Origin of the sequence: Micromonospora sp. WMMD736 (genome assembly GCF_049179015.1) — a bacterium.
Classification (GTDB): domain Bacteria; phylum Actinomycetota; class Actinomycetes; order Mycobacteriales; family Micromonosporaceae; genus Micromonospora.
Map to the genome: position 1 here is coordinate 2,464,372 of NZ_JBMHMI010000001.1, position 21,667 is coordinate 2,486,038.

Genomic DNA, 21,667 nt, shown 5'->3' on the forward strand with positions numbered 1-21,667 from the left:
ACTTGGTCGACAATGCGGCACGGCGGAGCCTGGGTCAAGTGTCTGATCGGTGGATGGGACGCCAGCAGGTCGGCGCCGGGGTATCAGCCCCGGGAGGCGTCAGGTCCAGGCGCGGGAGGCCCCGGGTCCAGGCGCGGGAGGCGTCAGGTCCAGGCGCGCGGGTCGGCGGCCAGCTCGGTGACCCGCGCGGGCAGCGCCCCCGCGGCCACGTCGGCGACGCTGACCAGTTCCAGGATCTCGCGCTCGCTGGCGCGCAGCGCGATCCAGACCTCCTGGAGGGCGCGGGCCGGGCCGTGGTAGCCGAGCTGTTCGGGGCGCTGCCCCCGCACGTGCGCGAGCGGCCCGTCGATCACCCGGATCACCTCCGCGAGCGAGATCTCCTCGGCCGGTCGGGCCAGCCAGTAACCACCCTCCGGACCACGCTGGGCGTGCACGATGCCACCCCGGCGCAGTTGCAACAGGATGCTCTCCAGGAACTTCGGCGGGATCTCCTGCGCGCGGGCGATCTGGTCGGCGGTGACCGGCCGGCCCCGCCCGGGGCCGCTGGCCGTCGCGGCCAGCTCGGCGGCCGCACGGAGGGCGTAGTCGACCCGGGCGGAGAGACGCATGCCGGCAAGGTTAGCCCGCAGGTCATCCGCCGGTACCGGCGGCCCTCGGCCGATCGGACACGCATCGACGAACAACCAATAACGCCGCGCACCTCGATTCATTAACCGGTGGGGCCCGAAAGGCCGATTCCGAACCTCCCTATGCTGGGCGGGCAGTACGCCTGTCCGGTCGGTTCGTGGAGTTCGGTCCGGACATTGATTAACCCGGGGGGAAGGCAACACGATGACCGATGTCGCCACACGCACCTGGGATGGCATGACCATCCCGATCGCCGGCACCTACCGCCTCGATCAGGCGCACAAGCGGATCGGTTTCCTGTCTCGCCACATGATGGTGAGCCCCGTACGCGGCGAGTTCGCCGAGGCGACCGCCGAGATCACGGTCGGGGAGGATCCGCTGCGTTCCGGGGTGACCGCCACGATCGCCTCGGCGAGCATCTCCACCGGGAGCGCCGACCGGGACACCCACCTGAAAAGCGCCGACTTCCTCGACGTGGAGCGTTATCCCACTCTCGAATATCGAAGCACGGGTATCACGTGGCAGAGCAACGACGATCCGATCTTCCAGTGGGCACGCCTGCGTAACCACCGAATCGGCGGACGAGGCAGAAGTCACAATCCCCCGCCGCAGTCCGAGCCCAATCGTTTCGTGCTCGCCGGTGAGTTGACGGTGAAGGGGATCACCCGTGCGGTGAACCTACAGGTGAATTTCGGCGGCGCGCGCCGTGATCCGTACGGGCACAACATCTTCGGATTCAGCGCGACCGCCGAGATCAACCGTGAGGACTACGGCCTGCTCTGGAACGTCGCGTTGGAGAGCGGCGGCGTCCTCGTCGGCAAGACCGTGCAGATCGAGATCGCCGGAGAGGCCATCCACCAGGCATGACCGGTCGGGTCAGGCGCCGACGCGGCGCAGCAGACCCTCCTGGACGGCGCTGGCGATCTGCCGGCCGTCCGTGGTGAACATCCGGCCGGTCGCCAGCCCTCGCGCACCGGACGCCGACGGACTCCAGCAGTCGTAGAGGAACCACTCGTCGGCGCGGAACGGCCGGTGGAACCACAGCGCGTGGTCCAGGCTCGCACCGACCACGCCGCCCGGCCCCCACACCTCGCCGTGCACGGAGAGCACCGAGTCCAGCAGGGTCAGGTCGGAGGCGTACGTGAGCGCGCACGCGTGCAGCAGCGGGTCGTCGGGCAACTTGCCGTCGATGCGCATCCAGACCCGCTGGTGCGGGTCGGCCGGCCGGTCGCCGGGGCGGACCCAGCCGGGTTCGCCCACGTAGCGCACGTCGATGGGTCGGGGGATCTGCCCCCAGATGCCCAGGCGCTCGGGGTAGCGGGCGAGCCGGTCGGACATCGTCGGCACGTCCTGCGGCGGCGGCACGTCCAGCGGGGCGGGGGCCTGGTGGTCCAACCCCTCCTCGGCCCGTTGGAACGACGCCGACATGAAGAAGATCGGCTTGTCGTGTTGGAGCGCGACCGAGCGGCGCACCGAGAACGACCGTCCGTCGCGGATGTTCTCCACCTGGTACTCGATCGGCTCGGCGGGATCGCCGGGGCGGACGAAGTAGCCGTGCAGCGAGTGCACGAACCGCTCCGGGTCCACCGTGCGGCCGGCGGCGACCAGGGCCTGACCGGCAACCTGGCCGCCGTACACCCGCTGTGGACCGACCGGGGGGCTCATCCCCCGGAAGGTCATCTCGCCGGTCGGGTCGAGGTCCAGCACCTCCAGCAGCTGGTCGACCGCCGCCTGGCCGACCGCGACCCGACCGTCGCTCACTGCAGCGCCCGCGCCGACGCCGCGTCGACCAGCGTGCCGAGCTGGTGCACGCGCAGCGTGTTGGTCGAGCCGGGGGTACCGGGCGGGCTACCCGCCACGATCACCACGTAGTCACCGGGGTTGGCCCGGTCGAGGCCGAGCAGCGCCTGGTCGACCTGGCGGAACATGTCGTCGGTGTGCTGCACGAACGGCATCAGGAAGGTCTCCACACCCCAGGTGAGGGCGAGCTGGTCGCGCACCTCGGGGACCGGCGTGAAGGCCAGCAGCGGCAGGTCGCAGTGCAGGCGGGAGAGCCGCCGGACGGTGTCGCCGGTCTGCGAGAACGCGACGAGCGCCTTGGCGTTGATCGCCCGGGCGATCGACGAGGCGGCCACGGTGAGGGCGCCACCGTGGGTACGCGGGTCGTGCTGTAGGCGCGGCACCCCGATGGAACCGGCTTCGGTGGTCGTCACGATCTTGGCCATGGTGCTGACGGTCAGCACCGGGTACTTGCCGACGCTGGTCTCGCCGGACAGCATGACCGCGTCCGCGCCGTCGAGCACCGCGTTGGCCACGTCCGAGGCCTCCGCCCGGGTGGGGCGGGAGTTCTCGATCATGGAGTCGAGCATCTGGGTGGCCACGATGACCGGCTTGGCGTTCTCCCGGCACAGCTGCACGGCGCGCTTCTGCACCAGCGGCACCTCGTCCAGCGGCATCTCGACACCGAGGTCGCCACGGGCGACCATCACACCGTCGAAGGCCAGCACGATGGCCTCGAGGTGCTCCACGGCCTCCGGCTTCTCGACCTTGGCGAGCACCGGGCGGAAGACGCCCTCCTCGGCCATGATGTTGTGCACGAGCTTGATGTCCTCGGCCGAGCGCACGAACGAGAGCGCCACCAGGTCGACGCCGAGGCCCAGGGAGAAACGCAGGTCCTCGGCGTCCTTGTCCGACATGGCGGGCACGCTGACCGCCACGTTCGGCAGCGAGACGCCCTTGTTGTTGGAGACCGGGCCGCCCTCGGTGACGAGGCAGCGGATGTCGTTGCCGGTGACGTCGGTGACCTCGACGGCGACCCGACCGTCGTCGATCAGCAGCCGGTCACCGGGCTTCACCTCGTGCGGCAGCTTGGTGTAGGTGCAGGAGACCCGCTCCTTGGTGCCGAGGATGTCGTCGCTGGTGATCACGACGGAGTCGCCGGTACGCCACTCGTGCGGGCCGTCGGCGAACTTGCCGAGCCGGATCTTGGGGCCCTGAAGGTCGGCGAGGACGGCAACGGGCTTGCCGGCCGCCTCGGACGCCTCCCGGACCATCCGGTAGACGGCCTCATGGTCGGCGTGGCTGCCGTGGCTGAAGTTGAGCCTCGCCACGTTCATACCGGCCTCGACGAGGCCCCGGATGCGCTCCGGCGACGAGGTGGCGGGGCCAAGAGTGCAAACGATCTTCGCGCGGCGTGTCACGCCCATCAGGCTAGTCTCTCCTTCAGGTCGGACTCGGGGCCGACCCCTTGCAGGCAGCAGAACAAATGTCCAACGACGCGTGGCACGCGTCGGGCCGGCGCAAGCGCACCGGGAAGGTTGTGGCGACGGGCAACGGCGACCGCGCGCCGGGAATCGTACGCCTCCGCGCGGAGCCGGTGTCGGCCCGCTCCCCGGCGACGACCCCCTCCGACGGCTCCGGAACGGGCCGAGCGGGCACGGCGGTGAGCAGGTCAGGCGAGTCGTGCGCCGCCTGGCCGGCCCCGGACGACCGGTCCACGCCGTACGCGCGACGGTAACACCGGCGCCGGTCCCGACGCCGTCACCGGCCTGACACCCGTCTCTGGCCCGGCGCTCAGTTACCGGCCTTGACCAGCGGAAACTCCAACGAGCCGGCCGGGCAGAGGAAGGTCAACACGTCCACCCGGTAGAGGCCTGCCTGCACCGCCGGGTCGGCCTCCAACACGCTGCGCACGTCCTGGACGCTGCCGGTGCGGGCCAGCCCGAAGCCGATCGGCGGCTCCGGCGTACGGGCCGGGCCGTCCACCGAACCGGAGACCAGGATGATCCCGCGGCGCTGCAGCGCCCGCATGTGCTCGGCGTGCTCGGCCTGCAACCGCTGCACGGTCTCCGGGGGCAGCGCCCGTCCGGCCGCGCCGGGATAGATCACGATGCACTCGTACGTGTCGAGCGCGAAGTCGACCTGCGGCACCTGCGGCATGGTCCTCCCTCCGCCGTCGCGCCGGCCCGGTCCGACGCCGACCGCCCGAGCCGGCGTCACCGGCACGCGCCCAGCCTCGCACGCCGCACGGGGCGGTACCCGTCGCTCCGCGCAACTCCCCCAGGTCGGTCCGGGACGGACGGCATCCGGACACGCACGTGGGCGTGCCCCGGTGTGGTCACCGACTACGGTGGACGGTCCAGATGTCGGTGGCGGGAGGTCGGGATGAGTGACGACGGGCCGACGCCGAGCCCCCTGCCGTACGCCGAGGTGACCGACGAGGCGTACGCCACGCGGGCCGCGGCGGACTTCCGGGCGCAGGAGTTCGAGTTCGCGGTGGTGCTCAGCGGGCGCTGTCCCCGGTGCGACCACGCGAGCGCCACCACGCTCGTCGACGAGGTCTACCGCAAGGACGCCGCCACCCCCGACCCGGGCTACCGGACGCTGCTGTGCGAGTGCGAAGTCGAGCACCCAGGGTGCCCCGCCGGGCTGCGGGGCTGCGGGGCGTACTGGACGCTGTGGCTGGAGGTCGAGGCATGATCCGCCTGCGTCCCGGCCCGCCCGCGACCGTGGCCGACCTGCGCCGCGCGCAGCAGCTCGCCGGGCTGCTGCGCGGCGAGCTGGAGCGGGTCCGCGCGGCCGCGCTGGCCTGGCGCAACGGCCTGGGTGGCCTGCTGGTGGCGCTGGTCGGGTTCAGCCTCATCCGGGGCCGCTCCGACGTGAGCACCCTCGCGGCGGGTTGGGGCGCGCTGGTGGGGTTCCTGCTGCTGGCCGCGTTGGCCGCGGGTGTGGCCGGAGCACTCGCGCTGCTCCGCGCGGCACACGGTCCGCTGACGGTGACCCCGGTGGCGGCTCTCCCGCCGGCCCCGCTCGGCGACCACCAGGAGGCCGTGGCGGCGGTCCGGTCCCTGCGCACCGGGGTGGGGCTGGTGCTGCTGTGCACCGCGCTGCTGGTCGCGGCCGTGGGCGTGACCTGGTACGCCCCCGGCCGCTGATCCCCGACGGGTGTGCGCGGCGGTCAGAGGCCCAGGTGGGCGTAACCGGCCCAGGTGTCCGGATGGTCCGGTAGGGCGGCGCGCAGGCGGCGGACCGCCGCGTGCAGGGCCACGGCCGCGCGCTCCGGAGCGATCCCGCCGCTGACCGCCAACCCGTCGTACAGGTCGGCGCAGAGCCGCACCGTCAGCGCGTCCGAGATGGACCACAGCGCGCCGATGACGTGCCGGAAGCCGGCCAGTTGGAAGGCCGTGCCGAGGGTGAGCGCCTCGTCCGGCAGGGCCGCGCCGCCGCGTGCCGTCTCGCAGGCGGAGAGGACGGCCAGCGCGGCCGGACGCCCCGCCGGCCGCCACAGGTCGCGGACACTGAGCGCGCCGCCGGCCAGGTCGAGGCGGCCCCGGGTCGGGAAGCGCAGGTCCTGGGTGCCGTGGCAGGACAGGTGCACGACGGGCTGCTCGGGCAGGACGTCGAGCACCGTCGCCGGGCTGGCCACCGGGCCGATGAGCGAACGCACCCGGCCCAGGTGCCGCCGGACGATCTCCTCCTCGCGGGCGACGCCGGGCAGGTCGGCCAGGCCGGGCGTCTGCGGCATCCCGACGAACAGCGCCTCGTCGACCGGTCCGGGAGGTGTCGGGCCGCCCCGGCGGGCGTGCGTCAGCGCCCGTAGCGAGGCCGTGTAGGACGGCACCACCCGGTCGAGCACCCCGTCGCCGCCGTCCGACGGGCCGGCCGCGTGCAGCGGTAGCAGGGTGAGCACACCCGTGGGGCACCACCACAGCCGGGGCCAGCCGCCGGCCGCCGGCTCGGCGTCGGCGGCGGTCGGGGTCGGCAGAGCCACCTCGAGGACGGGTACGGCGATGACGCGCCACAGCCAGTCCAGGACCTGGACGACCTCGGCGCGGGCCACCGCCTGCCGACGCCGTACCTGCGGCGGGGCGACGTCCGCCGCCGCGGGCTCGGTGAGCACCGCGATCGCGCTCAGGAAACTCGACGTCCGCACGATCAGCTCGGCCAGGGTCAGCTCCGGCAGCGGCACCACGGTGACCCGATCGTCGGCGACGACCAGCGCGTCGCAGCGCCGTTCGGCGACGTTCACCAGCACCACCGGGCCGCCGGCGGCGGCCCGGGCCAGCTCGGCGAAGGGCGGCGGGCGGAGGAAGTCGGCGAAGCCGGGCCGGTCGCGGATCTCGGCCAGCAGGTGCCGGCGGCGGGTGGCGAGGTCGTACCGCTGCTCCGGCGTCGCTGCGCCCGACCCGCCACGTCCCCACGCGTCCGGCGATACCGCCCCGGCCGGCGACCGCGTCGGGAAGTCGTCGAGGGCGGCCTGCAGGTCGGCGAGACGGTCGGCGAGGCGGGGCGCCTGCGCGCGGAGCGCGGCCAGGTCCGCGCCCGCGTCGTGGGCTCGGGTGAGCAGGACTCCCCGCCCGTATTCGAGCAGCTCGACCGCGCGCTCCGGGCGGCCCAGGGCGATCGCGACCGCCGCCGCGTCACTGGCCAGGCCGGGGAAGCGTCCGAGCAGGCGGGTCTGGTCGTCCGGGTCCATACCGTGCCAGGCCACCAGGTCGATCAGCTCGATGGCGGCGGTGTACCCGTCGAGCGCGGCCGGCAGGTCGCCCGCCTGGGCGGCGAGTGACGCGTACCGGCGGGCGGCGGTCGCCCGCAGCAGCGACGGCGCAGACTCGACGTGGGCGGCAGCGCGCAGCGCGGCGGTCGCCTCGGCGAGCGCGCGGGAGCCATCCGCGTCGGTGTCGGCGACCGCCTCCAGGGCGGTGGCCAGGTTGCTCAGGCACATGGCGCGGTCGGGATGCTCGGGGCTCAGCGCGTCGACCGCCGCCCGGTAGGCGGCCAGCATCGCGGTGGCATCGGTGTCGGCGGGACCGGCCTGGTGGCGCAGCAGGAGGGCGTTGCCGAGGTTGGTGAGGATCCGGTGCCGGTCCGCGCCGGCCGCCGGCCGTCTGCTCAGCCCATCGAGCAGCCGAACGGCCTCGTCCAGCGCCGGCAGGTCACCGTCGAGGCGGTGCCGCAGCAGGTGGGCCAGCGCGTGGGTGCCGACCGTCTGGGCGTACTCGGTGGGGTCGGCCTGCTGTTCGGCCAGCTCGGCGGCCTCACGCAGCGCGGCCACGGCGGTGTCGGAGTCCCGGGCGATGCCGGCCGCGACCTCGTCGGCGGTCCGGCCGTCGGCGGGCAGCGCGCCGTCGAGGAAGAGTTCGACCCGGCGGTTCAGGGCGGAGCCGTGGTTGGTCAACGCCGGCAGGCGGTCCCGGTGCCCGGGCGGCGTCGTGTCGACCAGCCGTGCCAGCACCTGGATCGCCTCGGTCAGGGTCGCCAGGTCCTGCGTGGCGGCGAAGAGCGCCTGCAGCACGAGGCCCAGGTTCGAGCGATACCGGGGCAGGGACACGTCGTCCGGCGCGGCGGCGGCCACGGCCGACCGCAGCGCGACCGCAGCCGGCTCCAGCAGCGCCGGCTCGCCGGCCAGGTCGGAGAGTTCGCGCAGGGTGTTGCCGAGATTGTTGAGCAGGTGCGCCCGCAGCGGGTCGGTGCGGGGCAGCAGCCCTTCCGCCTCGGTCAGCGCGTCCCGGCCGGCGCGCAGCGCGCTGACTCCGCCGAGGTCGGCGTGACCCAGGGCGAGCGCGTGACCGAGATCGGTGAGTCGACGCGCCCGCTGGACCGGGTCCCGGGCCGCGGCCACGCCGGCGCGCAGCACCCGTACCGCCTCGATGATGTCGTCGGCCCGTCGCCGCCGCTCGTACCGGGTCACCAGCAGTCCGGCCGCGACGTGGCGCAGATCGTCGCCGTCCGTCCCGTCGGGTGTCGATCCGGACGCGGTGGCGGCCCGGTACGCGTCGATCGCCGCATCGAGGTCGGTCGCGTCGGCGGTGCTGTGGTGCCGCTCGGTGAGCAGGGTGGCGAGCCCGAACTGGGCGGTGCCGGCCAGGTCCGGATCGAGGCCACCGAACCCGGTCAACGCCGACCGGTACGCCTCGATGGCGGTGTCCCGGTCGGCGGGCGTCCGGTCGCGGGCGAACCGCTCGGCGAGCGCGGCGCGGTGCAGCGCGGCGACCCGGGGATCGGCGCTGTCCCGGGCCGCCGCCAAGGCGTCGACGGCCTCGTCGAGGTCGCCGGGGCGCCGGTGCAGGCGCCACCGGTCACGCAGCCGCTGACCGAGGTTCATCCGGGCCATCGTGCGCACCGGCGTGCCCGGCGCGGCGACCCGGACCGCGTCCCGCAGCGCGGTGATCGCCTCGTCCAGCGCGGCCGGGTCACGGTCGACGTCGTACGTGTCGGCCAGGACGTTGCCGAGATTGAACAGCCGCACGGGGCGTTCCGGGTCACCGACTCCGGTCGCCTCCAGGCTCTCCCGGTGCGCCTCGACGGCCGCCGCCAGGGCCCTTCGCCGACCGAGGTGCTGGAACTGGTCGCGGTGGACCTTGCCGAGGGCGGACAGGTAGTGCAGGCGCTCCGGCGCACCGGCAGGCGTGCCCGCCAGCGCCTGCCGCAGCAGCGCCTCGGCCTGGTCGGCGGCCCGGTAGTCGCGGTTGGTTTCGGCGGCGGCCATCAGGAGGACGGCCTCGACGTACCGGGCGTTCGCCGTGCCGTCGCGGACGGTGCTGCCCGTCGGGGCGGGCCGGGGACGCGGCGGTCGGGTCGGCTCCGCGGGAGCGTGCCGGGAGCGCAGCAGCTCCCGCAGCGGCGGCGGCACCCGTTCCGGCGCGAAGCGCAGCAGGAACTCGGTGAGCCGCAACGCCTGGTCGAGGTCGTCGGCGTCCTCGCCCGAGGGCAGCAGCCGGTAGCGGTACCAGTGCAGGCCGGCCAGGAGGGACATGCCCTCGGCGACCCGCTCGGGCATCGGCCCATCGGTGGGCGTGGCGGTCACCAGGTCGACGACGGCCTCCGCGTCGCGGATCGCGCCGGAGTCGAGGACCGCCCGCCGGTCGCCGGTGGCCGCGAAGCGGTCCAGCCGCTCCCGTAGCCGCTCGACCGGGTCGGGCCTGAACCGTCGCCACATCGTGCCTCCCCCGCGCCGGCCGCGCCGACTCGGATCAGGCGTAGCAGACCGGACACGGAGAGCGCCAGGGCAACGGCCGCCGTGTCCCGGCCCACAATCGGGCGGGCCGCGGCATGGCGGGCGGATCCCGGGGGACGATCACCGGGTGGCGGAGTGTCGTCCTGGCCCCGCCACGGCGAAGACGATGAAGGATGTGCGTATGGCGACCGACATCAGTAAGCAGCCCGCGAAGGCGTCCGGCACGTACCGGATCGGGGGTGACGTCACGGTCAACCGCCTCGGCTACGGGGCGATGCAGATCACCGGCCCGGGCGTGTGGGGCGATCCGAAGGACCCGGCCGAGGCGGTACGGGTGCTGCGTCGGGCGATCGAGCTGGGCGTGACGTTCATCGACACCGCCGACTCGTACGGGCCGTTCGTGTCCGAGCTGCTCATCCGCGAGGCGCTGCACCCGTACGCCGACGACCTGGTCATCGCGACCAAGGCCGGCCTGAGCCGATCCGGTCCGGGCGACTGGCGGGCGCTGGGCCGCCCGGAGTACCTGCGTCAGCAGTGCGAGCTGAGCCTGCGGCACCTGGGCCTGGACAGCATTCCGCTGTACCAGCTGCACCGGATCGACCCGCAGGTCCCGCTCGCCGACCAGCTCGGCGAGCTGGCGCTGCTGAAGCAAGAGGGCAAGATCCAGCACATCGGGTTGTCCGAGGTCAGCGTCGAGCAGATCGAGCAGTCGCGGGCGATCACCGAGATCGTCTCCGTGCAGAACCTGTACAACCTCGCCAACCGCAGCGCCGAGGACGTGCTCGACTACTGCGAGCGCAACGACCTGGCGTTCATTCCGTGGTTCCCGATCGCCACCGGGGAGCTGGCCCGGCCGGGCGGCCCGCTGGACGCGATCTCCAACGCGCACGGCGCGACGCCCGCGCAGCTCGCGTTGGCCTGGTTGCTGCGTCGGTCGCCGGTGATGCTGCCGATCCCGGGCACGTCGTCGGTGGCGCACCTGGAGGAGAACGTGGGCGCCGCCGACGTACGGCTCACCGACGACGAGTTCGAGGCACTGGCCAAGGCGAGCTGACCGTGGGTCCGGACGCCGCCGGCTCAGTCGGCGGTGTCCGGACCGATCTCGCGGGCGGCACGCAGCGCCTCGGTGGCCTGGGCCAGCAGGCGGGCCGAGTCGGTGCGTCCGCTGACCTGCAACTCCACCTCGGTGTCCCCGGACTGGATCCGGATGCTCGCCTCGGTGCGCTGCTGGTCCACCCAGGACTGCAACAGGTTGAACAGCCCTGGCAGCAACCCCTGCGCCAGCACCGCGATGATCACGGCGTCGCTGAAGCCGGGCCGTCCCCCGCCACCGCCGGCCGCCCGGACCACCGGCCGGTACTCCGGGCGGCGGTGGATCCAGGTCAGCAGGTCGACCGCCGCGGGCTGCCGTTGCCGGGGGTTGATGGTCAGCCGGACGGGCAGCCGCGCGGCGGCGTCACTGTCGGTCACGGTGGGTCTCCCGGTCAGTCGAAGGCGGGTTGGAAGGTGACGGCGTCCCCGTCGGCGGTGGCGACACCGGCGACGGTCAGCGCGTCGTCGTCGCTGAACGGTGAGCTGGTGCCGAAGTACGTGGTGGTGCCGCTGACCTGCACCCGGCCCTGACCCTGAAGCGGCGTGGACACCTGGGCGGTGCTCGGACCGCTCAGCTCCACGGCGACCTTCGGGTACTCCAGGATCTTCCAGGTGACCTTCTGCGCCGACCCACCGTAGTAGCGGAACGGGCAGCCCGGCGGAGCGGCGACCGTCTGCTTGGCGCAGTCGTCCAGCCAGGCGCGTACCCGGGTCTGGACGGCCTCGACCGCCGTCGGCTTGAGCACCGGGGCCAGTTCCAGGGTCGCCGAGCCCTGCCCCGGGCCGACCAGCAGGGTCTGGGCCGGCGTCTCGCTCAGCGCGCTGGACGGGCCGGTCGCCGTGTACAGGCCGGGCAGCAGCACCGGCGGCGGGCCCTCGGTGGCGACGGGCAGCTCCACCCCGTTGAGGCGTACGCCCGGCTCGGCGATCGACGAGTTGAGCGGGATGGGCCCGCCGGCCAGACGCCAGCCGTGGAACAGACCGGCGGTGGTCTCCTCCTCGCGGCGCAGGGTGAGGGTGGCCGTCTGCCGCGCGTCACCCAGCCGGTACGCCACCGTGGCGGTGGCCTGGTCGTCGGCGCGCTCCAGGGAGGTGACCTCGACGTCCGTCGGTGGTTGGTAGCCCTTGCCGCGCAGCAGTTGGGCGAGCAGCTTGCGGTCGGTGCCCTCGCCGGAGTCGGCGAGGTGGTCGAGCGCGGCCGCACTGTCCCGGTCGGCCAGGGCGGAGAAGAATCCGTCGACCGTCGCCTGGGGGCGGAAGAACGCCCACTGCACCACGCTCAGCCCACTGGCGCCGAGGCAGGCGACGAGGGCGAGGACGCCGACCAGCAGCCAGGTGCGGCGGGTGCCGACCGGGCCGCTGTGGCCGAACAGCCGCTCGGCGGTGACCGACGCGGCGGCGTCGGCGGGTACGTCGGCGTGGGTGGGCGCGCCAATGACCGACGCCCGCTCCAGCGCGTCGAGTCGCAGCTCGTGCGGCGGGTGGGTGGCGCAGACCGCCTCGTCCCAGCCGCTGCGCCCGCTCTCGAAGGAGAGCCGCCGCTCCAGGATGCGCCGCAGCCCGTCGACGTGCCCGGTCAGCACCGCGCCCAGGTCGGCCCGGTACTCGGCGGCCCGCACGTCGCGGGCGTGCAGGGGCAGCACGACGTACCGCATGGTGAGCAGCACCGGCCAGAAGAACAGGAACACCACGAAGTTGGTGGCCGGGTGCGGGAACGTCCGCATCAGCCAGGTGGGCAGGGCGTGGGCGAGGGTGAGCGGCAGGCCGACGCCGCGGACGAAGGCGCTGGTGATCTCGTCCCCGGTGCGCCAGTGCACCAGCTCGTGGCTGAGCAGCGCCGCGACCTCGTCGTCCGGCTCGCTGAGCACGGCGGTGGTGACCACCACGTGCCGGGCGTACGTGCGGGCGTTGCTCAGGACCGGGTCGTCCTCCAAGAGCAGCCGCGGCACGGTCGGTAGGCCGAGTCGTCGCGCGCAGTCGTCCAGCAGCGGACGCAGTCGCGCGGTCTCACGGCGGCTCGGCTGGCGCGCACCGGACACCACCAGCAGGCTCGGTTCGAGCAGCACCCGGTACAGCGTGTAGACGACGCCGATCAGCGCCGCCGCGACGACCGTGCCGATCAGGCCGGTGAGCAGCGCGAGCGGCTCGTCCGCGACGGCCAGCCAGGGCAGCACCAACACGGCGAGGAAGCCGGCGAGGAAGCCGACCGCGAAGCCGGCCACGCCGCCCAGCATCCCGCCGGAGCGGCTGAGGAACGCCTCCAGCAGCGAGCCGATCAGTGGCGCGTCGCGCAACGCCGTGGGGATCTGGTCGTCCGCGCCCGCGCCGCCGGCGAAGAGGCCGACGACGGCGAAGCTGAGACCGCCCCAGAACGCCAGGAGCAGCGCGACCGGCAGGTAGAACCAGGTGGCGACGAACGCGCCGAGCACGCCCCGCCAGTCCCGCAGGATCCCGGCGCGCAGCCAGATGAGGGCGTTCGGGTAGCCCGGTGGCCGGTCGGCGAACCCGCCGGTGGACGGCGGCGGGTTGTCGGCGGCCGGGGGTTCGGCGGCCCGGACGTCGAGCTGCGGCACTGTCGGCGGTGTGCTCTCCGGCGGCACACGCTGCGGCTCGGTCATGCCTGCTGCTCCCTCTCGACGGCTGGCGCCCACTGTCGGGAGTGGACGGCCGCAGCAGGCTATCGAGGGCATCTGATGTCTGCCACACCGTTTCCCAGGATCGTCAGGCACCCGACAGTCGCCGTCCCGGGTCCGGTGCGGCGGTCCCCTCGAGGACCGCCGCACCCGACGTGGTCAGACCGCGAGGCAGTTGGGCCGCACCGGGCCGTCGACCAGGGCGCCGCGCACGATGGTGTACGCCGTGCCGTCCAGCACCAGGCCCAGGTGCCCGACCACCCGCAGCGGGCAGTACGCCTGGATGAGCACGTTCGTCGCGCCGTCGTTGACGGCGGCGTTGCCGGTCGGGCGGACCAGCTCGTCCTGGAGCGTGCGGATGGTGGTGTAGCGCACCGGGCCGGGGGTGTCGTCGCCGGAGTTGAGGTCGGCGAGGAACGCCGAACCGATGGTCATCTGCTGGCAGGCCACGATGCCGGCGCAGCTACCGAGGCCGAGGAACGCCACGATGTTGGCGACGTACGTGCCGTACTGGGGTGTGCCGAGGCTGACGTACCGGCCGATGGTGGCGGTGCCGCCGAGTCGCTTGAGGTAGTAGCGGCTGACCAGGCCACCCTCGGAGTGGGCGACGACGTCGACGCTCGCCGCGCCGGTGCTGGCGCGTACCTGCTCGACGTACCCGGCGAACGCGCGGGCCGAGGCGGGTATGTCGCCGAGGCCCAGCCCGGGTAGCTGGTAGACGAAGGTCCGGTAGCCGTCGGCGCGGAGCCGGGCGGCGATCGGCTCGTACGCGACGGCGACGCCGCTGAGCCCGCCGACCACGATGACCGGGTTGGCGGCGGCAGCCGGGGCGACGGGGGCGGCGGTCGCGGTTCCCGCCGAGGCGAGCAGCGCGGCGGTGGCCAGGGACACGACGAGGACGGTCTTTCGGAGCAGCATGGCTGCACCTCCGGGGGGAGGCGCCCGACGATCCGGGCAGGTGGGTGGGGGTGTCCGGTCGACCGTGCGACGATGATGCCCGCTACAATTCGGCAACGTCAATGACTTGTTACGCGCCGGTAACCCGTTGTCCCGTCGACGGCGCAAACCGGCAAATCGCGCAAGCTCCACACCGGACACCGCGGGCACCCGTCCACCCCCGCCCCTCGACGACCGATGGCATGCTGTGGCCGTGGCCGCCGACGAACCCCCCGAGCGTCAGTTGCGGGTGATGCCGTGGTGGCTGGTGCTGGTCGGCCTGCTGCTCGCCGCCGCCCTGGGCTGGCTGGTGCTCGGCCTGCTGCTCACCGAGGCCGACCGGGCCGTCCAGCAGGACACCCGGGCCACGCTGCGCATCGACGCGATCCGCACCGGCCTGACCGTGGTCGCCGGCACAGGCGGCGGGCTGGCCCTGCTACTGGCCGCGCGCCGGCAGTGGATCGCCGAGCGGGCCCAGCGCCACCAGGAGGCCGTCGCCGCCCGCGACCAGGCACACCGGGACCGGGTGCAGGCACACGCCGAGTCGGTGGCCGAGGCCGCGCAGCGCCAGCAGGACCGTCAGTCGACGGCCGCCGAACACGACGCGGCCGAACGCCGGTTGACCGAGCTCTACACCCGGGCGGTCGAGTTGCTGGGCAACGACAGCGCGGCGGTACGCCTCGGCGGGCTGCACGCCCTCGAACGCCTCGGGCAGGACAATCCGTCCCAGCGGTCGACGATCGTGGCGGTGCTCTGCGCGTACCTGCGGATGTCGCCGCCGGACGACGAACCGCGCGAGACGGAGGTCCGGCGCACCGCGCAGCGGGTCCTGACCCGGCACCTGCGCGCCCAGGACGAGACGGTGTACTGGCCGGGCGTCGTGCTGGACCTGAGCGGTGCCGCGCTCGTCGACTTCGACGTCGCGGGCTGCACGCTCGTCGACGCGACCTTCACGGGGGCGGCATTCACCGGCGCGACCAGCTTCGTGGGCGCGACCACGCAGGGACGGCTGCTGCTCGGGGCAACGAGCTTCGATGACGTGGCCTTCGACGGCCTCCAGGCCGGCGGCGACGTCACGCTGGACGAGATCCGCGTCCGGGGTACCGCGAGCTTCGACGGAGCCGAGTTCGGCAACGGCCTGTGCTGCCGGCGCTCCCACTTCGCCGGACCGGCCTCGTTCGGCCGGGTGACGTTCGGGCAGCCCACCAGCTTCGACGCCACCCGCTTCGAGGACGCCGCCACCTTCCAGGAGGCGGACTTCGACGGCGCGCTGTCGATGGAGCACACCGAGTTCGGCGGGTCGGCCAGTTTCCCCTCCGCCCGTTTCGCCCACATGGCGCTGTTCCGCTGGACGGCCTTCGGCGCGGACGCGCTGTTCGACCGCGCCCGCTTCACCGACGCCGCGAACTTCGGCCGGGCCCGGTTCCACGGCATGGCCAGCTTCCGCGACACACAGTTCAGCCGAACACCACAGGTCGAGCAGGCCCGGGCGGTCGTCGATCCCGGCCATCGGTGGCCGACGGGGACGATCGTCGAACGGCTCGACGACGAGTGGCTGGTTCTCGTCGACCAGTGAGCGTCGTCAGCGGGCGGCGGCCGCCGGGCGCAACCCGTCGAGGGCGACACCGAGGACACGGTCGCGCTGCTCGGGCGAGGGGAACTGGGCCATCGTGAGCCCACTGATCAGCCGCACCACGTCGTCGAACCCGATGTCGTCGCGGACCACGCCGGCCGCCTGGGCGCGACGCATCAGCGGCTCACCGGCGGCGTAGATCTCCGTCCGGCAGGTACCGAAGATCTCCGAGTCGTGCAGCAACTGCTCGGCGAGCGCCCGCTTCGTGGCGACGTACGCGACGAAGCGGTGCAGCCAGGCGACGAGGGCGTCCCACGGGGGCAGCTCGGCCAGATCCTCGGCGGAGCGGCTCAGCGCCCGGACCTCCTCGACGTAGACGGCCTCGAAGAGGTGCCGCCGGGTCGGGAAGTTGCGGTAGAGGGTACCGATGCCCACCCCGGCCCGGCGGGCCACGTCCTCCAGGGAGGCGGCCGCACCGTTCTCGGCGAACGCGTCGCGAGCAGCGGCGACCAGCGCGTCGTAGTTGCGCCGCGCGTCGGCCCGCTTGGGCCGCTGCGCGAAGACCTCGGGCACCTGCCCCGCGCTGGTCATGACGTGCGTCACCTCATCCTGGTTGCATCCGGAGGCAACCCTCCGCTAGCTTAGTGGAGGCACCCCTCCGGAACTCCCGGAGGCCTGCCTCCGGATAGCTTACCTCGGGACCCGCCCGATCCGCCTGGCCACCCGATCGCCCGGACCCCGACAACCTGCCCGCCGCCGATGACGGGTGACAAACGCCTCCTTCCGTACCATTTCAGGAGTTTTCTCTCGTGGCAGTGACCTCCCGACGCGGCTCGCGTCGGCTCACCTTCACCGTGCTCGCGGCCGGCGCCGGATTCTTCGCGATGCTCCAGTCGCTGATCACCCCGGTGCTACCGACCATCCAGCAGGACCTGCACACCTCCCAGAACACCGTGACCTGGGTCCTGACCGCCTACCTGCTCTCCGCGTCGATCTTCACGCCGATCCTCGGGCGGGTCGGCGACATGGTCGGCAAGGAGCGGATGCTCGTCGTCTCGCTCGCCGCCCTCGCCCTCGGCTGCCTGGTGGCCGCCATCGCGCCGAACATCGGCGTGCTCATCGTCGCCCGGGTCGTGCAGGGCATCGGCGGCGCGGTCTTCCCGCTGTCGTTCGGCATCATCCGCGACGAGTTCCCCGCCGCACGGGTCGGCGGGGCCGTCGCCGCCATCTCGGCGATCGTCGCCGCCGGTGGTGGCCTCGGCGTCGTACTGGCCGGTCCGATCGTCACCGCACTGGACTACCGGTGGCTGTTCTGGATCCCCCTGGTCGTGGTGGGGTTGACCGCCGTCGCCGCACACCTCTTCATCCCCGAGTCCCCGGTGCGTACCCCCGGCCGGATCGACTGGCGGGCCACCCTGCTGCTCTCCGGCTGGCTGGTCGCGCTGCTGCTGCCGATCAGCCAGGGCGCGTCCTGGGGCTGGACCAGCACCCGGGTGCTCGGCCTGCTGGCCCTCGCCGTGGTGCTGCTGGCCGGTTGGCTGACCGCCGAGCTGCGCTCGACCAACCCGCTGATCGACATGCGGATGATGCGCCTGCCCGGCGTCTGGACCACCAATCTGGTCGCCCTGCTCTACGGCGGTTCGATGTTCTCCGTGTACGCGTTCCTGCCGCAGTTCGTGCAGACCCCGACCGCGGCCGGCTACGGCTTCGGCGCCAGCATCAGCCAGGCCGGTCTGCTCATGCTGCCGATGCTGGTCGCGATGTTCGTCGCCGGCATCCTCGCTGGCCGGCTCCAGGCCGTGTTCAGCGCCAAGGCGCAGCTCGCCACCGGCGCGGCGTTCAACGTGGCCGCGTCCGCGATGCTCGCCGCCGCGCACGACACCCGCTGGGAGGTCGCCGTAGCCGGTGGCCTGGTCGGCCTCGGCATCGGCCTGGCCTTCGCGTCGATGGCCAACCTCATCGTCGCCAGCGTGCCCGCCAGCCAGACCGGCGTGGCGACCGGCATGAACGCCAACATCCGTACCATCGGCGGCGCGATCGGCGCGGCCGTGGTCAGCGGCGTGATCACCGCCCACCCGCAGGCCAGCGGCCTGCCCCGGGAGGCCGGCTTCACGGCCGGATTTCTCCTCCTCACGGCGATCGCCCTCGCCGCCGCGCTCGCGGCCCTCGCCGTCCCGTCCGCCCGGCGGGCGTCGGCCGGTCGCCGGCCGTCCGCCACGGCGATCGTCGAGTCCGAGCTAGCCGGCGAGTTCGCCACCATGCCGGCGACCCGCTGAGGATCCACGTCGCAGCCCGGGCGGTTCACCGCCCGGGCTGCGCTGTGCATCGGGGTACGCTGGCCGGTCGTCACCCGTCGTCGCTCAGGATGTGCCCATGCCCCAGATGTTGACCACCGAGCGGATCGAAGAGATTGATTCCCTGGGATCGGGAAGCCCCGACCCGGCGGCGCTGGTCACCGAACTGGTGAGCGCCGTCGACGAGGGACGGGTCGCCGACCCCGCCGACACCGGTTACGCCCTGCTGGTCGCCGCCGACATCATGGAGCAGGCGGGTGACCTGGCCGACGCGCTCGCCCTGGCCACCCGGGCCATCGCCGAACAGCCCGAGGACAACACCTACGTCCGGGCCGTGCGTGGCGGCCTGCTGCTGCGCCTCGGTCGGGTCGACGAGGGCCTGGCGGAGCTGTCCGAGCTGCGCCCGCTGCTGGAGACCGATCCCGACGCCGTCCACCTGGTCGACGAGCTGGCCGAGTCCGGCCACGCCGAGACGGCCGTCGACTGGCTCACCGCCGCCCTCGACGCGATGGTGGACCGCAGCCGCACCCACCAGTACGAGTCCGAGGACGCCCAGGACGCGGCCGCCGCCATGATCTTCGGGTTGGCCCAGCGCCGGCACGACCTGCGCGAGGAGCTGGGTCTGCCGCACGACGAGCACGACACCCTCGCCGACCGGCTGCGCGACGCGGCCAGCCACGCCCTCGACGCGCTCGACGACGGCCCGGCGACGCTGCTGTTCTGGCCGAAGCCGGAGTTCGACGCGCTGCTGGTGCGCTGGCCGACCCTGACCGAGAGCTACCCCAGCACCTGGGACGAGCACCGCGCCCAGACCGAGCGCGCCCTCGTCGACGCGTCCGGACTCGGCGGCGGCGTCGGCCTGGGCATCGTGACGGACAGCGTCGAGGGTCTGGCGGCCTTCGCCGGCACCGACCCCATCGACGAGGAAACCCTCGACGAGTACGCCGACAGCCTCGACGACGCGGGCATCACCGCCTGGCCGCCGGGCCGCAACGACGCCTGCTGGTGCGGGTCGGGTACGAAGTACAAGAAGTGCTGCCTGCCCCGCTCGCGGGCCTGATCGCCACTGCCCCGCCGTGCGGCCTCCGGGGGCGATGTTCCCTGAGCCTCTGATGCCTGTGTGTCATCAAGATGACGCACAGGCATCACGCTCACCCGCCCATCCGCCCCCACCCGACGGTCGCCCCGCACCGACACGATCGATCGATGGTGGCGATTGCCGGCGATGGCTACCGTGGCCGTGGAAACGCAGCCACTCCATCGAGGAGGACCGCCGTGCGTCGCGTCACCACCACCGCCGCCCTGTTCGGACTGTCCCTGTGCGCACTGCTCGTACCGACCCCGGCGAGCGCGGCCACCACCGTCGAGGTCACCTCGGCGAAACTGGTCGCACGCGGGGTCGCCGTCGACATGACCCTCACCGTGACCTGCGAATCCGGCCGGATCGGCGGCGCGGATTTCAGTCTGCGTCAACGCTCGGGCGACAACGTCGCGTACGGCAGCAGCAGCGGGACGACCTTCACCTGCACGGGCGTCCCGCAGGCCGTGCTCGGCCGGGTCTACGCGGAGAACGGTGGCTTCGCCTTCAACCGGGGCATCGCGCTCGCCACCGCGAGTGTGGCGCTGTGCACCCCTGACGACTGCGAATACTCGCCGCGCTTCGAGGGCGAGGTCCGCGTCACCCGCTGACGGTACGCCGGGGAGGAAGGTACGCCGGGTGGAAGCGCTGAGCCGCACGCAGCGGCCACTGGACCACGATCAGGTACGCCGCTACGTGGCGGCGTCCTTCGGCGCGGACCACGCGATCGCCGCCTGTGGGCCGATCACCGGGGGTGGCTTCGCGACGGTGTGGTGGGTGGCGCTCGACGACGGGCGCGAGGTGGTGCTGAAGGTGGCACCGCGACCCGACGTGCCGTTGCTGCGCTACGAGCGGGGTCTGTGCGCGGCCGAGGCGCGATACTTCCGGCTGGTGTCCACGCACGCGCCGCAGGTGCCCGTGCCACCGTTGCTGCACCACGGCGATGATCCGGACCTCGGCGAGTGGCTGGTCAGCGGCCTGATACCCGGCCGCTCGCTGTGGGAGTGGGCGGAGTCGGAACCGCACCTCGACGACGCCCCGGCCCGGTACGACCTCGGGGCCGCGATCGCCGCGCTGCACCGGGTCGGTGGCGACCGTTACGGGTACGACGGCGGCCGGGCCAGCGGCGCGACGTGGCGCGAGGCCTTCGCCGGCATGCTCGACGGGCTGCTGGCCGACGCGGCGGACTGGGACGTCCAGCTGCCCACCCCGCCGGAGCGGATCCGGGAGCTTCCCGAGCGGTACGCGTCGGTTCTGGACGAGGTACGCCGGCCGGCGCTGCTGCACTTCGACGGCTGGGACGGCAACGTGCTCGCCGAACCCGGGACCGACGGCAACCTGCACCTACGCGGGATCGTCGACGGCGAACGGTTCCTCTTCGGCGACCCACTGATGGACCTCGTGTCGCCCCTGATCTACCGGCGAGTGGAGGACGAGCCGGACAATCCGTTCCTGCGGGGCTATCGGGCCACCGCGACCGATCCGGTGGTCTTCGAGGAAGCCGCGCTGCGTCGGCTCAGCCTCTACCGCCTGCACCTGTACCTGTTGATGACGGTCGAGATGCCCAGCCGCGGCATCACGCGGCAGAATCAGCCGGACCGGTTCGAGCGACTGGCCGACCTGCTCGACCACGAGCTGACCGAGCTGCGGCGGGACGGGGTTCAGCGCAGGGCGCGGAACAGCACCAGGTAGGCGCAGTAGCCCAGCGGCACCAGCAGGAAGCAGATCGCGAACCCGAGCGGCAGGTAACGCGGGGGCGTACCGGCGACCATCGCGGGCCTCCCCCACCGGCCCAACACCAGATAGCCCGCGAAGAACGCCAACGCCGGCAGGCCCGCGCAGATCCACGCGCCGAGGGTGAAGCCGTCGACCAGCCCGATCCCGGACGCGAGCACCAGCGTCAGCATCAACACCCCGGCCGCGGCCCCGCAGGCCGCGTAGACGGCGACCGCCCGCGCGAGCGGCGACCACGTCGGCAGCAGCGCCGGCCGCTGGGCCAGCAGCTCGGCCTGCTGCCCGTGCCGGTCGGCCTCGTCGGCCATCCGCCGGGCCAACTCCAGCTCCACCACCGGGTCGAGCGCCGCCGCGCGCTGGGTCGGCACCCCGCCGTGCGCCGGGCTCATGGCCGTCGGCAGCGCCAGCCGAGCCTGACCCGCCGGCAGTTCGGGGTACGCCCCGACACCCGAGCGCCCCGGCATGCCGGCTACGCCGGCGGAATCCCCGTCCCCAGCTCCGGGCGCCGCAGGCGGGGCGAACCCGGCAGGCGAGCCGGGCGCGGCGGCCGGAGGCTGGTCGACGCCGATCGCGCGACCGAGTTGGTCGAGACGCTGGCCCTGGGCGGTCAGTCGCTGGTGCAGGTAGTCGGCGGCGGCGTGCAGGTCGCGGCGGCGCGCTGACTCGGCGGCGGCGTCCCGCTCACCGGCGCGGCGGTGCTCGGCGAGCTGTCGGGCCAGCGCCGCGTACTCCTCGAAGGACACC

At 73.4% G+C, this 21,667-nt stretch carries 19 protein-coding genes; 9 read left to right on the forward strand and 10 right to left on the reverse strand.

Annotation, left to right across the window (positions count from 1 at the left end; translation table 11 throughout):
* Nucleotides 1–143 precede the first annotated feature (143 nt).
* Nucleotides 144–608, reverse strand: a complete 465-nt coding sequence (locus ACN269_RS10375) for an RrF2 family transcriptional regulator (protein ID WP_421472247.1) — start codon at nucleotides 606–608, stop codon at nucleotides 144–146.
* A 223-nt stretch (nucleotides 609–831) separates the two neighbouring features.
* Here ACN269_RS10375 and ACN269_RS10380 point away from each other — a divergent pair, with 223 nt between their 5' ends.
* Nucleotides 832–1,494 carry a YceI family protein gene (locus ACN269_RS10380; protein WP_421472248.1) on the forward strand — a complete coding sequence of 221 codons (663 nt, stop codon included), beginning with the start codon at nucleotides 832–834 and terminating at the stop codon, nucleotides 1,492–1,494.
* 9 nt (nucleotides 1,495–1,503) lie between these two features.
* Here the strand turns inward: ACN269_RS10380 and ACN269_RS10385 are convergent, their stop codons facing one another.
* From ACN269_RS10385 to ACN269_RS10395, 3 genes are all read right to left on the reverse strand, one after another.
* Complete coding sequence (locus ACN269_RS10385; protein ID WP_421472249.1) at nucleotides 1,504–2,388, reverse strand: acyl-CoA thioesterase; 885 nt, start codon at nucleotides 2,386–2,388, stop codon at nucleotides 1,504–1,506.
* Nucleotides 2,385–3,833 carry a pyruvate kinase gene (gene pyk, locus ACN269_RS10390; RefSeq protein ID WP_421472250.1) on the reverse strand — a complete coding sequence of 483 codons (1,449 nt, stop codon included), beginning with the start codon at nucleotides 3,831–3,833 and terminating at the stop codon, nucleotides 2,385–2,387. Before pyk ends, ACN269_RS10385 begins: the two co-directional genes overlap by 4 nt.
* A gap of 367 nt (nucleotides 3,834–4,200) precedes the next feature.
* Nucleotides 4,201–4,566, reverse strand: a complete 366-nt coding sequence (locus ACN269_RS10395) for a YciI family protein (protein ID WP_421472251.1) — start codon at nucleotides 4,564–4,566, stop codon at nucleotides 4,201–4,203.
* Nucleotides 4,567–4,791: 225 nt separating this feature from the next.
* On the opposite strand from ACN269_RS10395, the gene ACN269_RS10400 reads away from it, so the two are divergent.
* Together ACN269_RS10400 and ACN269_RS10405 are read left to right on the forward strand one after the other, a co-directional pair.
* Complete coding sequence (locus ACN269_RS10400) at nucleotides 4,792–5,106, forward strand: hypothetical protein (protein WP_421472252.1); 315 nt, start codon at nucleotides 4,792–4,794, stop codon at nucleotides 5,104–5,106.
* Nucleotides 5,103–5,561 (forward strand): hypothetical protein, encoded by a 459-nt coding sequence (locus tag ACN269_RS10405; protein ID WP_421472253.1) that lies wholly within the window; start codon nucleotides 5,103–5,105, stop codon nucleotides 5,559–5,561. Before ACN269_RS10400 ends, ACN269_RS10405 begins: the two co-directional genes overlap by 4 nt.
* 23 nt (nucleotides 5,562–5,584) lie before the next feature.
* Here the strand turns inward: ACN269_RS10405 and ACN269_RS10410 are convergent, their stop codons facing one another.
* On the reverse strand, nucleotides 5,585–9,565 hold the full coding sequence (locus tag ACN269_RS10410) for a CHAT domain-containing protein (RefSeq protein WP_421472254.1): 3,981 nt from the start codon (nucleotides 9,563–9,565) through the stop codon (nucleotides 5,585–5,587).
* A 199-nt stretch (nucleotides 9,566–9,764) separates the two neighbouring features.
* Here ACN269_RS10410 and ACN269_RS10415 point away from each other — a divergent pair, with 199 nt between their 5' ends.
* Nucleotides 9,765–10,637, forward strand: a complete 873-nt coding sequence (locus ACN269_RS10415) for an aldo/keto reductase (RefSeq protein ID WP_421472255.1) — start codon at nucleotides 9,765–9,767, stop codon at nucleotides 10,635–10,637.
* 23 nt (nucleotides 10,638–10,660) lie between these two features.
* Here the strand turns inward: ACN269_RS10415 and ACN269_RS10420 are convergent, their stop codons facing one another.
* The 3 genes from ACN269_RS10420 to ACN269_RS10430 form a co-directional block, all read right to left on the reverse strand.
* Nucleotides 10,661–11,053, reverse strand: a complete 393-nt coding sequence (locus ACN269_RS10420) for an effector-associated constant component EACC1 (RefSeq protein ID WP_421472256.1) — start codon at nucleotides 11,051–11,053, stop codon at nucleotides 10,661–10,663.
* A gap of 14 nt (nucleotides 11,054–11,067) precedes the next feature.
* Nucleotides 11,068–13,293: a M48 family metalloprotease gene (locus ACN269_RS10425; protein WP_421472257.1), complete on the reverse strand. Its 2,226-nt coding sequence runs from the start codon at nucleotides 13,291–13,293 to the stop codon at nucleotides 11,068–11,070.
* 174 nt (nucleotides 13,294–13,467) lie between these two features.
* On the reverse strand, nucleotides 13,468–14,226 hold the full coding sequence (locus ACN269_RS10430) for an esterase/lipase family protein (protein ID WP_421472258.1): 759 nt from the start codon (nucleotides 14,224–14,226) through the stop codon (nucleotides 13,468–13,470).
* A gap of 232 nt (nucleotides 14,227–14,458) precedes the next feature.
* Here ACN269_RS10430 and ACN269_RS10435 point away from each other — a divergent pair, with 232 nt between their 5' ends.
* The gene (locus ACN269_RS10435) at nucleotides 14,459–15,820 is read left to right on the forward strand and encodes a pentapeptide repeat-containing protein (protein ID WP_421472259.1); all 1,362 of its coding nucleotides are present in this window, start codon (nucleotides 14,459–14,461) and stop codon (nucleotides 15,818–15,820) included.
* Nucleotides 15,821–15,826: 6 nt separating this feature from the next.
* On the opposite strand, the gene ACN269_RS10440 is transcribed toward ACN269_RS10435, so the two are convergent.
* Nucleotides 15,827–16,408, reverse strand: a complete 582-nt coding sequence (locus ACN269_RS10440; protein ID WP_421472260.1) for a TetR/AcrR family transcriptional regulator — start codon at nucleotides 16,406–16,408, stop codon at nucleotides 15,827–15,829.
* Nucleotides 16,409–16,626: 218 nt separating this feature from the next.
* On the opposite strand from ACN269_RS10440, the gene ACN269_RS10445 reads away from it, so the two are divergent.
* From ACN269_RS10445 to ACN269_RS10460, 4 genes are all read left to right on the forward strand, one after another.
* Nucleotides 16,627–18,093, forward strand: coding sequence for an MFS transporter (locus tag ACN269_RS10445; protein ID WP_421472261.1), 1,467 nt, complete (start codon nucleotides 16,627–16,629; stop codon nucleotides 18,091–18,093).
* Between the two features lie 97 nt (nucleotides 18,094–18,190).
* Nucleotides 18,191–19,171 (forward strand): SEC-C domain-containing protein, encoded by a 981-nt coding sequence (locus ACN269_RS10450; protein WP_421472262.1) that lies wholly within the window; start codon nucleotides 18,191–18,193, stop codon nucleotides 19,169–19,171.
* A gap of 215 nt (nucleotides 19,172–19,386) precedes the next feature.
* Nucleotides 19,387–19,800 carry a hypothetical protein gene (locus ACN269_RS10455; RefSeq protein ID WP_421472263.1) on the forward strand — a complete coding sequence of 138 codons (414 nt, stop codon included), beginning with the start codon at nucleotides 19,387–19,389 and terminating at the stop codon, nucleotides 19,798–19,800.
* A gap of 28 nt (nucleotides 19,801–19,828) precedes the next feature.
* A complete protein-coding gene (locus ACN269_RS10460; protein ID WP_421472264.1) occupies nucleotides 19,829–20,881 on the forward strand; it encodes a phosphotransferase family protein in 1,053 nt (350 codons plus the stop codon).
* Here ACN269_RS10460 and ACN269_RS10465 read toward each other — a convergent pair.
* The gene (locus tag ACN269_RS10465) at nucleotides 20,851–21,666 is read right to left on the reverse strand and encodes a hypothetical protein (RefSeq protein ID WP_421472265.1); all 816 of its coding nucleotides are present in this window, start codon (nucleotides 21,664–21,666) and stop codon (nucleotides 20,851–20,853) included. The two genes, ACN269_RS10460 and ACN269_RS10465, sit on opposite strands and share 31 nt — an antisense overlap.
* Nucleotide 21,667 lies beyond the last annotated feature (1 nt).